This window comes from Nocardia sp. CA-107356 (genome assembly GCF_050946365.1).
Lineage (GTDB): Bacteria > Actinomycetota > Actinomycetes > Mycobacteriales > Mycobacteriaceae > Nocardia.
Genome location: NZ_CP191992.1, coordinates 3,039,763 through 3,052,533, shown reverse-complemented (window position 1 = coordinate 3,052,533; position 12,771 = coordinate 3,039,763). Strand labels below are relative to the sequence as shown.

General features: G+C 65.3%; 13 protein-coding genes and 1 pseudogene. 3 read left to right on the top strand and 11 right to left on the bottom strand.

The genetic code is table 11. The features are described 5' to 3' along the window. Window positions 1-8: 8 nt before the first annotated feature. The 9 genes from ACQP1G_RS13595 to ACQP1G_RS13555 are packed head-to-tail and all read right to left on the bottom strand — an operon-like array spanning window position 9 to window position 5,824. Window positions 9-248 carry a hypothetical protein gene (locus ACQP1G_RS13595; protein WP_433203170.1) on the bottom strand — a complete coding sequence of 80 codons (240 nt, stop codon included), beginning with the start codon at window positions 246-248 and terminating at the stop codon, window positions 9-11. Beyond that, a complete protein-coding gene (locus ACQP1G_RS13590; protein WP_433203167.1) occupies window positions 245-601 on the bottom strand; it encodes an antibiotic biosynthesis monooxygenase family protein in 357 nt (118 codons plus the stop codon). Before ACQP1G_RS13590 ends, ACQP1G_RS13595 begins: the two co-directional genes overlap by 4 nt. Then, on the bottom strand, window positions 598-915 hold the full coding sequence (locus ACQP1G_RS13585) for an antibiotic biosynthesis monooxygenase (RefSeq protein ID WP_433203164.1): 318 nt from the start codon (window positions 913-915) through the stop codon (window positions 598-600). The genes ACQP1G_RS13590 and ACQP1G_RS13585 overlap by 4 nt, the downstream gene beginning before the upstream one ends. Window positions 916-917: 2 nt before the next feature. Further along, the gene (locus ACQP1G_RS13580; RefSeq protein WP_433203161.1) at window positions 918-1,751 is read right to left on the bottom strand and encodes an SDR family NAD(P)-dependent oxidoreductase; all 834 of its coding nucleotides are present in this window, start codon (window positions 1,749-1,751) and stop codon (window positions 918-920) included. Next, window positions 1,748-2,998 (bottom strand): beta-ketoacyl synthase N-terminal-like domain-containing protein, encoded by a 1,251-nt coding sequence (locus tag ACQP1G_RS13575; protein ID WP_433203158.1) that lies wholly within the window; start codon window positions 2,996-2,998, stop codon window positions 1,748-1,750. The genes ACQP1G_RS13580 and ACQP1G_RS13575 overlap by 4 nt, the downstream gene beginning before the upstream one ends. Continuing rightward, entirely contained in the window at window positions 2,995-4,257 is a 1,263-nt protein-coding gene (locus ACQP1G_RS13570; protein WP_433203155.1) for a beta-ketoacyl-[acyl-carrier-protein] synthase family protein, read from the bottom strand. Before ACQP1G_RS13570 ends, ACQP1G_RS13575 begins: the two co-directional genes overlap by 4 nt. Further along, on the bottom strand, window positions 4,254-5,177 hold the full coding sequence (locus tag ACQP1G_RS13565; RefSeq protein WP_433203152.1) for a cupin domain-containing protein: 924 nt from the start codon (window positions 5,175-5,177) through the stop codon (window positions 4,254-4,256). Before ACQP1G_RS13565 ends, ACQP1G_RS13570 begins: the two co-directional genes overlap by 4 nt. Continuing rightward, the gene (locus tag ACQP1G_RS13560) at window positions 5,177-5,434 is read right to left on the bottom strand and encodes an acyl carrier protein (protein WP_433203149.1); all 258 of its coding nucleotides are present in this window, start codon (window positions 5,432-5,434) and stop codon (window positions 5,177-5,179) included. Before ACQP1G_RS13560 ends, ACQP1G_RS13565 begins: the two co-directional genes overlap by 1 nt. Beyond that, window positions 5,435-5,824, bottom strand: a complete 390-nt coding sequence (locus ACQP1G_RS13555) for a TcmI family type II polyketide cyclase (protein WP_433203146.1) — start codon at window positions 5,822-5,824, stop codon at window positions 5,435-5,437. It abuts the gene before it with no gap. A 358-nt stretch (window positions 5,825-6,182) separates the two neighbouring features. Here ACQP1G_RS13555 and ACQP1G_RS13550 point away from each other — a divergent pair. Then, a pseudogene (locus tag ACQP1G_RS13550) lies at window positions 6,183-6,296 on the top strand (biotin carboxylase N-terminal domain-containing protein); the annotation flags it as partial. Window positions 6,297-6,438: 142 nt separating this feature from the next. Here the strand turns inward: ACQP1G_RS13550 and ACQP1G_RS13545 are convergent. Beyond that, window positions 6,439-6,798, bottom strand: coding sequence for a nuclear transport factor 2 family protein (locus ACQP1G_RS13545; RefSeq protein ID WP_433203143.1), 360 nt, complete (start codon window positions 6,796-6,798; stop codon window positions 6,439-6,441). 25 nt (window positions 6,799-6,823) lie between these two features. Beyond that, on the bottom strand, window positions 6,824-7,609 hold the full coding sequence (locus ACQP1G_RS13540; RefSeq protein ID WP_433203140.1) for an SDR family oxidoreductase: 786 nt from the start codon (window positions 7,607-7,609) through the stop codon (window positions 6,824-6,826). 99 nt (window positions 7,610-7,708) lie between these two features. On the opposite strand from ACQP1G_RS13540, the gene ACQP1G_RS13535 reads away from it, so the two are divergent. After that, window positions 7,709-8,224, top strand: a complete 516-nt coding sequence (locus ACQP1G_RS13535; RefSeq protein WP_433203137.1) for a winged helix-turn-helix transcriptional regulator — start codon at window positions 7,709-7,711, stop codon at window positions 8,222-8,224. A 1,311-nt stretch (window positions 8,225-9,535) separates the two neighbouring features. After that, window positions 9,536-12,769, top strand: a complete 3,234-nt coding sequence (locus tag ACQP1G_RS13530; protein WP_433203133.1) for a beta strand repeat-containing protein — start codon at window positions 9,536-9,538, stop codon at window positions 12,767-12,769. Window positions 12,770-12,771 lie beyond the last annotated feature (2 nt).

Genomic DNA, 12,771 nt, shown 5'->3' with positions numbered 1-12,771 from the left:
GGAACTCGTCATGGCGTTTCACCGGGACCGTGATCAAAATGACGACGCGATCCGGTGCTGTGGTCGGCGGCCAGGACCTGCTCGAGGCTGTAGCCGTGCAGCGCGAGCCCGTAAATGCAGAAACCTTCGAGTAACCACTGCAGTGTGCGGATGACGGTGAGCGGCACGGTGAAGGTCGATGGGCGGGGGTCGGATACGTCCAGGTCGGCTGACTCGACGGGCGTGTCGGGTCGAGCGTTCGCGGTCACGGGACTTCTCCTTCCGGCGCCGGCGGGGCGGTGTTCGTGGGTGAGGGGGCGTGTGCGGTGCTGTGGTGCGCGACGATGTGGATGTCGCGGCGGACTCGCCCCGCCCAGTACGGACGCATGGGGGTGGTGGTCTGCCGGTGGATAGGGGCGTCTTCCCAGGCGAGGAACGCCGCTTCGTCGGTCCATTCCGACAGCAGGATGTAGTGGTCGTCGTCGGCGCACGGCCGCAGCAACTCGTCACGAATATGGCCTGGCGTACCCGCCACCTGCGCGGTGACCTGCGCATATGCGGCTTCGAACGCTGCTTCCTCCCCGGCCCGTATGCGGGCTCGGACCATCACTCGCGCGGTCATGCGATCACCTGGCCCGGTTCGTTCACCGTGCTCAGTCGCATGTCGTTGCTGGTGCGGACGGCACGCAACACAGCGGTTGCGGCGTCCTGTTTGCGGCTGCGTTCGAAGGCATGGAAGCAGCCCTCGTCGGCCCAGTCGCTGATGACGACGAACGTGCGCATGTCCGGGTCCGCGGATACGGCTCGGGTGATGCGCTGCTGGAGGAAACCCGGGGACTGTGCGGCCAAGGTGAACACCGCCCGCAGGCCCTCGAGCAGGCGGGCAGCGTCGCGTCTGGCGACGGTCATGGTAAGGGTGGCGCGCAAGGCGGTCATGGTCAGATTCCTCCGTCGACGTTGAGGCAGACACCGTTGACGAACTCTGCGAGTTCGCTGGCGAGGAACAGCACGGCGCCGGCGACGTCGCCGGGGCGGCCGAGACGGCCGAGGGCCGCCAGGGCCGCGTAGCGCTGTCTCTGATCTTCGGCCAGACCGATGATCTGGTCGGTTTCGATGATTCCCGGGGCGACGGTGTTGACGCGGATGCCCTGTGGCCCCAATTCCTTGCACAGCGAGCGAGTCAGGCCGTGCACGCCGGCTTTGGACGCGGTGTAGTGCGTCCGGTTGGGCATTCCGACATTCGCGACCGCGGAGGAGATGTTGATGATCGACGCGGACCCACCGAGGCGAGGCAGAAGCGCGCGCACCATCAGGTACATCCCGGTCAAATTGGTGTCGACGACGCGGTGCCATTCCGCCGGATCCATCTTCAGCAGTGGCGTATTCGACACGACCCCTGCGTTATTGACGACGATGTCGACGGTGGCCGGGGCAGTCTCGACGATGGAGGCGACTTCCGCGGGGTCGGCGACGTTCGCGAAGCACACGCGGCCGGGTGCGGTGGCCTTGTCCAGTTCGCGTGCGAGGTCGTCGGCGGCGGCGCTGGGTTTGCTGCCGATCGCTGTCACCTGCGCGCCTTGTGCGGCCAACGCGCGGACGATGCCCAGGCCGATGCCGCGGGTACCGCCGGTGACGATCGCGGTCTTGCCGGTCAGTCGCAGGTCCAGCTGCGCCTGCTGCACGGCGGCGGGATTGTCAGCTGTCGGATGCTCGCGCTGTCGCACAGCAGGGCAGCCGAGCCGGCTGGCGAGGGTGTTCTCGTTGTCGTTCACTGTCGGACTCCTTCGGGTCGGCGCAGAATCAACGCGCTGTTGAAGCCGTCGTATCCGCGTGCGGCGACGGCGGCGACATGGACGGCCGCTCGTTGTGGAGCAGCGATGAAATCGAGTTCGCAGCCCGGGGCCGGGTTGACCAACGCCCCGAACGCGGGCAGGGTTTGCTCCCGCATTGCCAGCACAGCGGTTGCGACGTCGAGCGCGGAACTGCCGTGGGCTGCTCTGCCCAGCAGTCCTTTCTGACCGGTGACGGGTACCCCGTCGGGGAAGACGGTGCGGATCGCGTTGGCTTCGGCCCGGTCGGCAGCTGGCACGCCGGCTGAGTCGGCGAACAGGACATCTGTTTGCGCCGGCGAGGTCTGCGCACGATGCAGTGCTCCTCGTAATGCAGCGGCAAGGTAATTCGATGGCTGCTCGCCGGTCCCGTCGCCGCAGGAGTGGGAGATACGTCCGTCGTGGTTGGCGGCATACCCTGCGACCTCCGCGTACATATACGGTGCGCCGCGACGCAGTGCGTGCTGCTCTTCTTCCACGACGAAGATGGCACCGCCTTCGGCGGGGACATATCCGGCGGCATCGGCATCGAAGGGGAGATATCCGCGTGCGGGGTCCTTCCGCCGGCTCAGCCATCCGCTGCGCTGCAAGCACGCAAGCGCGTAGGGGCCCAGTGGCGCCTCGGTGCCGCCGGCCAGGACGACGTCGCTTCCGCGCCGGATAGCGCGAACTGCGTATCCGAGGCTGTCCAGGCCGCCCGCCGCTTCGGAGACGAGCACGCTCGACGGACCTTTCATCTGATGCAGAATCGAGGTTTGCCCAACGCTCGCCGCATAGAACCAGGCGATCGATTGATAGGTGCCGACGGCGCGTTTCTCTCCTGACCACAGCCGCTGCAGCTCCCGCTGGCCGAAGTGGTTTCCGCCCGAGGAGCTCGCCAACGCGACCGACATCTGGTACGGATCCAGGCTGGACGGATCGAGTTCCGCATCCGCCAAGGCCTCCGTTGTTGCCGCCATCGACATCCACGTCCACCGGTCGGTCTGCACGATCAGACGGCGGTCCATGTGCTGTTCCGGCACGAAGTCGCGGACCTCTCCGGCCAGCGTGGTCGAATACCCGGAGGCGTCGAAGTGGGTGATCGGTGCGATCCGGTTCTCGCCTGCCACGACGGTCTTCCAGTGCTCGCTCGCCGACGTGCCGCTCGGGGCGACAACACCTATCCCGGTGATCACCGCTCGTCGGGTCATCGCATTTCCTCCGGACGGGTGAAGACCATCGCGGACTGGAAACCGCCGAACCCACTGCCGACCGACAACGCCGTATCGACGGTGGCGTTGCGCGCGATATTCGGGACGTAGTCCAGGTCGCACTCAGGGTCTCGGTTATTCCAGTTGGCGGTCGGCGGTATCACGCCGGTGTCGATCGCCAACGCGCAGGCCGCCATTTCGATAGAGCCGATCGCTCCGAGCGAATGCCCGACCATCGACTTGATCGAGCTGATCGGCACCTCGTACGCGGCCGCACCGAGCGCCTTCTTGAAGGCGGCCGTTTCATGGCGGTCATTTTGCTTCGTGCCCGAGCCGTGGGCACTGATGTATCCGATCGCGTCGGGATCGAGCCGGGCTTGGTCCATCGCGGCCCTGATGGCAAGGCTCATCTCGAGCCCGTCCGGGCGGAGTCCGGTCATGTGGTAGCCGTTGCAGCGCGAGGCATACCCGCCGATCTCGCAGTAGATGTGGGCACCCCGATCCAGGGCGTGTTCGAGCTTCTCCAACATCAGCACCGCCGCACCTTCCCCGAGCACGAATCCGGCCCGCGTCAGATCGAAGGGTCGGGACGCGTGCGCGGGATCGTCGTTGTCATCGGTGGTCGCCCGGATCGCGTCGAACGCCGCGACGGAAATCGGTGAGATAGGCGCATCCGATGCGCCGGCAAGAACGAAGTCGGCGTCACCGTCTTCGATCATGTGCAGTCCGTAACCGATCGAGTCGATCCCGGATGTGCAGCCCGTCGAGATGACCGCTGCCGGACCGTGCAACTCGTACAACGCCGAAACCTCGGCGGCCATGCTGCTGGGGATGAGGGCCTGGTACATGTGGGGCAGCGTGGAGCCCTCGTCGACCAGCCATTCCCGGCCACCGTCACTGGCGATGACGTACTCGTTCTCCAGGGTGATGGTCGCTCCGACCGCCGAGCCCAGCGACACCCCGAACACGTCACGCGCGGCGTCGGACAACTCGAGACCGCTGTCCTGCATCGCCTCGCGGGCGGCAACGAGCGCGAACTGAGTCATCCGATCACAGCGGCGCGCCTGCCGGGGCGACAACCCGTATGCCTGGGGATCGAAATCGCATTCCGCCGCCACCTGGGAGCGAAACCCCGTCGGATCAAAGGAACTGATCCGACGGGTCGCTGTTCGCCCGGACGACAAACAGTCCCAGAACGACCTGCGTCCGATTCCGCCTGGAGCGACGACCCCGATCCCCGTGACGGCGACTCGGGTCATCGCGCTCTCTCCGCTGTCACGGGGGCACGCTCCGACGGTTCGGTGTCCACGTGGCCGAGTTCGGGTCGTGGGGCGAGTGGTCCGAGATGGAAGACGACGCTCGCGGTCTCGGTCCCGACATTGCGCAACCGGTGCCGGACGCCGATCGGGATGAACAGTCCCTGCCCCGCTGTCACCGACCACTCCTCACCGTCGAGGTCGACGGCGAGTTCTCCCTGTACGCAGAACAGAAACTCCTCCGAATACGGGTGGTAGTGCTCGGCGATGCGCTCGCCCGCCTCCAACGTGGCAACGCCGGTGAACCCGGACGTGCTGCCGACGGTTTTCGGGCTCAGCACAGTCCTGATCTCACCTCCCCGGCGGCGGTCAGCGGGAAGGTCGGAAGCATCGACGCGGCCGGGTCGAATGTTCGGCACGGTGACGGATTCGCTCGATGAGTGATGCGGCGGTGTGGCTTGGGCGTCGGGTGCCAGGGTGTGGCGCCGTTCGACCTTTTCCTTGATGAGCTGCATCTGGATCACGCTGTTGGTGTTGATTCGGTCGGTCATGCCAGCGTCGTCGAGCGGTGCATTCGGTCGCATGTGAAAGTCCTGGACCCAGGTCATTCGGGTGCCCGCTCCGGACTCGGCATAGTGCCAGCGGATTCGCATGTACTCGAACGGTCCGGTCTCCACACGATGTGCGTTAACGGTTCGGTTGATCGGATCAACGGTTCGCTCGCTGACCCAGCTCCATACTCGACCCGCTTCGTCCGGGTGCATCGTGAGCCGGAATCGGACGGTGTCGCCGTACTGTGCGAGAACGTCGACGGCGGCATATTCGGAGAACAGATCCGGCCAGCTTCGCACGTCGTTGGTCGAGTTCCACACCACGTCGAGGGGGGCATCGATGTGGATCGTGTTTTCTGTGTGCCCGGACATCACGCGACCTCCACTTTCACTGTGCGCTCGACGTACCGGACCAATTCGCCACCGGTCATCTCGATTAGCTCAGCGGGCAACCTGACGTCGAAGTCGCGCTCCACAACACTCTGGATCTCGAAGACGGCAAGCGAATCTACGCCGAGTTCTGACATTGTCGAACTGTCTACCGACTGCAACTCGTGCGGGCTGATATCGACCCCGACGTGCTCGCCCAGGATCGCGCGGAGGGTTTCAATGGTGAACGTTGCGGACACTTACTTCTCCTCATTCCATTTTGTGTCGACATTCGACGCCGATCGGTTCGGAATTTCCAGCGTGGGACCGGTTTGCGGTGTCCAGCTGTAGAACATATGGGCGCGCGCATCCGCCGGGGATTGCCATGTCGCGAGGTAGGGTGAAATGAATTCACCCAGCCGGGAGCTCACCCGTGCGAACTCCGGATGCTGCTGAGCCGTACCGATTGCGGCCGCGCCTGGTTCCGCAGTCTCCAGCAAGTGCACATAGAGATCACCCAGGACGTAGAGCTCTCGCCGGGCGACGCCCGCGATCTCCGGCAGATCTGTCGCGTCGGATTCGGCGAAGATCTCGGCAACGCGGGAAGCAGCGTGCGGAAGTATTCGAGCGACGATCAACGAACGATTCATTTCACGACCCCACACCTGCCGTAAACGACTTGCTCGGGCACACGCGCCATTGCGGCGCAGTTGCTGCAATGTTGAATAGCCACAGAGATTCTCCTATCCAGATTCATGGGGAAATAGGTTAGACGCCGGACTGCATCGGGGCGTGCCATGAACCTTATTGGAGAAGCAGGGCGGTAACCCATACCCCTTGATGTGCTGTATCCAGCACCTCAGGGTTGAGATAAATAACACCAAGGTGGCACCCGGACGGTGGGAGAAATTTCGACTACTTTCGTAGCAACGATCGTGGAACACCGTCGAATGATGTTAACAACGTTGCAGTTGCACGCGATTCGCCGATACGAGGATGGGCACAGAAATAATAAAGCGAATTGCAATAGTCAATAGAAGCGAAACGGCCGTGCGCCTGATCCGGGCCGCCCGGGAGCTCAACGCCGAGCACAACCACAGCATCCGCACCATCGCGCGGCACGCACCATCGCCCGGCACGCCGATGCCGAGCGGCGCGCGGTTCGCGCTCCGATGAGAGCAATACGCAGGAAGGTGAGTCACCGAGACTGCGGGGCGAGCGGGGCTTCTCGCATGAGGCGGCAACGGGTGGCACTGGAAGGGGCTCAGGGTTCGATGACGAGGCGTTCGATGAGGCCGTCGCGGAGTGTGAACTGGTAACGCAGATCGATGGTCCCGCCGGGGAAGTTGCCCTCGAGGCGGTGGGTGGCGATGTAGCGGGTTGTGTCGGTCTGCTGGGCGCCGGTGAGGTAGATGGTGTAGGCGAATTCGGTGGCCGATCGGTCGAGCCACTCCCCGATCGCCTCGACGCCCTCGTAGGTGTTGCCGTCGTCGATAACTGTGGCTTCGCGGGTGAACGCCGCGATTGCGGTGGCGGTGTCGTGGGCGCGGTGCCCTGTCAGGTAGCGGGTGATCACCTCGGGCAGGGTGTCCGGGGTGCTGTTCGGGGGCTGGTTGTCGTGCATGACGCTCCTTTGGGTGGTGGCAGGTTCAGACGGTGGGGGTGGTGCCGCCGTCGATGACGTGTTCGGCGCCGACGATGGCCGAGGCGCGGTCGGAGACGAGGAAGGCGACGAGCTCGGCGACTTCCTCGGGCCGGTTTGGACGGCCCAGCGGGATGCCGCCCAGGGAGTCCATGAGCCGGCCCAGCGCCGCTTCCTGCGTGATAGCTGCGTCGTGGGCGATCCGGGCGACGAGGTTGTCGGCGGCCGCGGTCTGGACGAAGCCGGGCGAGACGGTGTTGACGCGGACGCCGTGCGGGGCGCCCTCGTTGGCCAGGCCCTTGCTGTAGGTGGTCAGGGCGGCCTTGGCGGCGGCGTAGGCCAGGGTTCCGTTCCACAGCGGCATGCGGCGCTGGATCGAGGTGACATGCACGATCACACCCCTGCCCATGGTGATCATGTGCGGCAGGAGTGCGCGGTCCAAGCGGACGGCGGCCAGCAGGTTCGTGTTCAGCTCCCTGGCCCAGTCGTCCTCGCCGAGCGCCGCGAACCCTCCAGCCGGCGCCTCGGACCCACCGAGGGTGTTGACCAGGATGTCGATGCCTCCCACGCGGGCGTCCACCTCGGCGGCCACGTGAGAGGCGCCCTGGGCGCTGGACAGGTCCGCGGTGATGAATGCCTTCTCGTCGACGTCGTCGGGGCGGTTGCGGGCCGTGACCAGCACGGTCGCGCCGGCCTGGGCGAGCCGTCGGGCGATGGCGGCTCCGGTGCCCTTGGTGCCGCCGGTGACCAGAGCGCGTCGGCCTTCGAGGGATTCGCTGATGGATGTGGTCACGCTGTGCTCCGTTCCCGGGTGCGGGCGCAGAAGGCGCCGCTCCCATCAATACTGCTAAAATAGAAGCTACTAACTTCGACTTTAGCAGTAACTGAAGGGATGGTCGCCGTGGCAAGCCGGATCAGGCTGGAGGACCGGGAGTGCCCGCTGTCCACGACGGTGGAACACGTAGGTGAGTGGTGGACGCTGCTGATCCTCCACGACGCCTTCGACGGATATACACGCTTCGACCAGCTCCAGGAGAGCCTGGGCATCTCCTCCAGCATGCTCACCACCCGGCTGAAGACCCTCGTCGCGGACGGACTGCTGGAGCGCCGGCCCTACCAGACGAACCCCGTACGCCACGAGTACGTCCTCACCGAACTGGGGCACTCCCTCCGACCGGTGATCGTCGCCCTGGCCGCGTGGGGCAACGCCCGCCTCACGCCGGCCGAACGCAGCATGATCCTCATCGACGCGCACAGTGGCGAGGAAGTCGAGCCCGTCGTCGTTGACGCCAAAAGCGGCCGCCGACTCGACGACAGCGACACCTACGTCTTCACCGCAGGTCCCGCGGCCAGCGACGCCATGCGCCACCGATACGCGACACGCCCGACCACCCCTGCGGAGGCATAGGGCTGCCCCGGATAAGCACCGAACGACTTCGAGCAGGGCCGGGACGCACCCTCGTACCTGATCGACCAGGCAACACCGGATCACCGCCAGGCATCACACATGCCAATCATTCCGAGCCGTTTAGCGCGATTTATGCGAACGCTTCCGACATCAGGCCAATTGTGCAGCGCTGCTATGCGTTCCAGTCCGCGGTGGATAGATTTCAGGCCGGGTTTTCATCCGCACGGCTTCGAATACTGTGTGGTTCGCAGGCTTTGACCTGAGGGGAATGTCGGCCCGTTCGGGAAGAGAAGCTGATGGTTTGATCTGATCGGCAAGCTCGCCGTAGCACTCATTGGCGTGCTCGAGAGTCTACTCAGCGTGTAATTCCGAATTCCGGATGTGTGCATAATGTGCAGGCGCCCAAACTTATTGCATCGATTGCCTGACCAGGACGGATGGCATGGAACGTTCCGCAAGGACAGCCGGGAGGCCTGCATCGATTACATCGAGAAGATCTGGTCTGATATGCGCCCGAAGAGCCTGAGAGATTTCGATGTCCGTCGACGTCGCAGCAGCCCAGGTCGTCGACGCTCGACCTGAGATCTAATTAGTGGGTACGTACGAGGATTGCTCTGCCACAAGAGGATAGCGTAATCCAAAGACTTATCGAGGATGGGTCCGCCGACATATGTTGGAGATTGACGGTCGAGCGAGACGGGGAGCTCCGGAAGCACCGAATGTGGGTCCGGACCAGATATTGCAGATCCCGGGTGGATTACTGAGTTCGCGGCAGTGGGCGATGCCGACTCCACCGACCGTTGCCGTCGCCAACGCGACCTGATCACCCGGCCTGCACCCCACGCGATCAATTGCCGGGCAAGACGGTTCGACCAACCATCCAACTCCCCGTACGACGCTGTGTGCTCACCCGAAACCACCACTGCCGCACCGGGTCCCGACCGATAACTACTCCGCCGATACAAGCAGCGGGTTCGCCACGCCCCCGACGCGGGTACCGACCTGGCCCGCTCGACCCCCGACAGCACAATCACCACACTCACCCGGTTTTCCGGCCTGGTCGGCCCGAGTCCAGCCCTTCGCTGTCGAACCTGTTGCGCCAGTTACAGATCGACCTCTTCGATGGCTGAATGGAACTCACGCCCTCGACACCTGGCGAAATCGAAAACGAACGAAAGCGGACCGGCAAACATGTTGCCCGGCCACCGGTCTCAGGGCGTTACTGGAAGGAGCGGGCCCACTAACACAGCCGGGCAACCACCGGTGCAGCAGCAGGAATCATCATTACAGCAGCAAGGGGAGGCCAGCACCATGCCTACCATCACGTCCATTTCTCCGACCTCGGGGCCCACGACGGGCGGCACGAGTGTCACGATCACCGGCACGGGGTTCATCGGAACCTTCACGGTGCAGTTCGGTATCATCCCAGCGATATTCATCGTCAATTCCCCCACGCGGATCACGGCTATCGCCCCTCCGGGGTTACCCGGCACGGTGCAGGTCACCGTCATCGGATTCACTGGAATCAGTAACGGCGTTTCTTACACCTATGCCGCGGTTCCCACCTTGACCGCCATCGCTCCCACCGCAGGGCCCGTGACTGGCGGGACGACCGTAATCCTCACTGGGACAGCGCTGACGGGTGCGACGGCGGTGAGTTTCGGTGGCACACCCGCGACCTCGTTCACGGTCAACTCCGCTACCCAGATCACGGCGGTCACCCCAGCGAGGTCGGCGGGGACGGTGCTGGTTACCGTCACCACCGCAGGTGGAACCAGTAACGGTGTCGCGTTCACCTATGCTGCGGTACCCACCTTGACCGCCGTCGCTCCCACCGCAGGGCCGGTGGCAGGCGGGACGACCGTAATCCTCACCGGGACAGCGCTGACGGGTGCGACGGCGGTGAGTTTCGGTGGCACACCCGCGGCCTCGTTCACGGTCAACTCGGCGACTCAGATCACGGCAGTGACACCGGCCGGAGCAGCCGGCACGGTGCTGGTCACCGTCACCACCGCAGGTGGAACCAGCAACGGCGTCTCCTTCACCTACGCTGCCGTTCCCACCTTGACCTCCATCACTCCCACCGCAGGGCCGGTAGCAGGCGGGACGACCGTAATCCTCACCGGGACAGCGCTGACGGGTGCGACGACGGTGAGTTTCGGTGGCACACCCGCGACCTCGTTCACGGTCAACTCCGCCACCCAGATCACAGCGGTCACCCCAGCGAGGTCGGCGGGGACGGTGCTCGTCACCGTCACCACCGCAGGTGGAACCAGTAACGGTGTCGCGTTCACCTATGCTGCGGTACCCACCTTGACCGCCGTCGCTCCCACCGCAGGGCCGGTGGCAGGCGGGACGACCGTAATCCTCACCGGGACAGCGCTGACGGGTGCGACGGCGGTGAGTTTCGGTGGCACACCCGCGGCCTCGTTCACGGTCAACTCGGCGACTCAGATCACGGCAGTGACACCGGCCGGAGCAGCCGGCACGGTGCTGGTTACGGTTACCACCGCGGGTGGGACCAGCAACGGCGTCTCCTTCACCTACGTGGCGGTCCCCACCTTGACCGCCATCGCTCCCAACGCAGGGCCGGTGGCAGGCGGGACGACCGTCGTGCTGACCGGGACGGGCTTGACCGGCGCCACCGCAGTCAGTTTCGGTGGCACACCCGCAGCTTCGTTCATTGTCAACTCGGCGACTCAGATCACGGCGGTCACCCCCGCCGGGACAGCGGGGACGGTGCTGGTCACCGTCACCACCGCAGGTGGAACCAGCAACGGCGTCTCCTTCACCTACGCTGCGGTTCCCACCCTGACTGCAGTGGTGCCGAATGCGGGACCGGTTACCGGTGGGACGACCGTCGTGCTGACCGGAACGGCCCTGACCGGCGCCACCGCAGTCAGTTTCGGTGGCACACCCGCGGCCTCGTTCACGGTCAACTCCGCCACCCAGATCACAGCCGTCACCCCAGCGAGGTCGGCGGGGACGGTGCTCGTCACCGTCACCACCGCAGGTGGAACCAGCAACGGCGTCTCCTTCACCTACGTGGTGGTCCCCACCTTGACCGCCATCGCTCCCAACGCAGGGCCGGTGGCAGGCGGGACGACCGTCGTGCTGACCGGGACGGGCTTGACCGGAGCCACCGCAGTCAGTTTCGGTGGCACACCCGCAGCTTCGTTCATTGTCAACTCGGCGACTCAGATCACGGCGGTCACCCCCGCCGGGACAGCGGGGACGGTGCTCGTCACCGTCACCACCGCAGGTGGAACCAGCAACGGCATCTCCTTCACCTACGCTGCCGTTCCCACCTTGACCTCCATCACTCCCACCGCAGGGCCCGTGGCAGGCGGGACGACCGTAATCCTCACCGGGACAGCGCTGACGGGTGCGACGACGGTGAGTTTCGGTGGCACACCCGCGACCTCGTTCGCTGTCGACTCCGCCACCCAGATCACGGCGGTGACACCCGCCGGGACAGCGGGGACCGTGCTGGTCACCGTCACCACCGCAGGTGGAACCAGCAACGGCATCTCCTTCACCTATGCTGCGGTTCCCACCCTGACTGCAGTGGTGCCGAATGCGGGACCGGTTACCGGTGGGACGACCGTCGTGCTGACCGGGACAGCGCTGACGGGTGCGACGGCGGTGAGTTTCGGTGGCACACCCGCGGCCTCGTTCGCTGTCGACTCCGCCACCCAGATCACGGCGGTGACACCGGCCGGAACAGCCGGCACGGTGCTGGTCACCGTCACCACCGCGGGTGGCACCAGCAACGGTGTCGCGTTCACCTACGTGGCGGTTCCCACTCTGACTGCCATCGCTCCTAGTTCAGGGCCGGTGACCGGCGGGACCACGGTTACCCTGACCGGGACGGGCTTGACCGGAGCCACCGCAGTGAATTTCGGTGGCACACCGGCGACGGCATTCACCGTCGACTCCGCGACGCAGATCACGGCGGTCACCCCCGCTGGGACAGCGGGGACGGTGTTGGTCACCGTCACCACCGCGGGTGGAACTGTCAACGGTGTCGCGTTCACCTACGTGGCGGTTCCCACTCTGACCGCCATCGCTCCTAGTTCAGGGCCGGTGACCGGCGGGACCACGGTTACCCTGACCGGGACGGGCTTGACCGGAGCCACCGCAGTGAATTTCGGTGGCACACCGGCGACGTCGTTCACCGTCGACTCCGACACGCAGATCACGGCAGTCACCCCCGCTGGGACAGCGGGGACGGTGCTGGTCACCGTCACCACCGCGGGTGGAACTGTCAACGGTGTCGCGTTCACCTACGCGGCGGTTCCCACCCTGACCACGGTCAGTCCGACGTCGGGCACGACGGCCGGCGGCACCGTCGTCACCCTCACCGGGACGGCCCTGACGGGCGCGACCGCGGTGAGTTTCGGTGGCACACCAGCGGCCTCGTTCGCCGTCGACTCCGCCACGCAGATCACGTCCGTATCCCCGGCCGAGGCGGCGGGGACGGTGCTGCTCACGGTAACCACCGCAGGCGGAACCAGTAACGGAATCTCCTACACCTACGCCTGACA

Bases quoted from the DNA above. Each gene is read 5' to 3' on its own strand.
- ACQP1G_RS13570 (WP_433203155.1), bottom strand. From the start codon at position 4,257: ATGACCCGAGTCGCCGTCACGGGGATCGGGGTCGTCGCTCCAGGCGGA.
- ACQP1G_RS13535 (WP_433203137.1), top strand. From the start codon at position 7,709: ATGGTCGCCGTGGCAAGCCGGATCAGGCTGGAGGACCGGGAGTGCCCG.
- ACQP1G_RS13545 (WP_433203143.1), bottom strand. From the start codon at position 6,798: ATGCACGACAACCAGCCCCCGAACAGCACCCCGGACACCCTGCCCGAG.
- ACQP1G_RS13555 (WP_433203146.1), bottom strand. From the start codon at position 5,824: ATGAATCGTTCGTTGATCGTCGCTCGAATACTTCCGCACGCTGCTTCC.
- ACQP1G_RS13565 (WP_433203152.1), bottom strand. From the start codon at position 5,177: ATGTCCGGGCACACAGAAAACACGATCCACATCGATGCCCCCCTCGAC.
- ACQP1G_RS13590 (WP_433203167.1), bottom strand. From the start codon at position 601: ATGACCGCGCGAGTGATGGTCCGAGCCCGCATACGGGCCGGGGAGGAA.
- ACQP1G_RS13530 (WP_433203133.1), top strand. From the start codon at position 9,536: ATGCCTACCATCACGTCCATTTCTCCGACCTCGGGGCCCACGACGGGC.
- ACQP1G_RS13575 (WP_433203158.1), bottom strand. From the start codon at position 2,998: ATGACCCGACGAGCGGTGATCACCGGGATAGGTGTTGTCGCCCCGAGC.
- ACQP1G_RS13585 (WP_433203164.1), bottom strand. From the start codon at position 915: ATGACCGCCTTGCGCGCCACCCTTACCATGACCGTCGCCAGACGCGAC.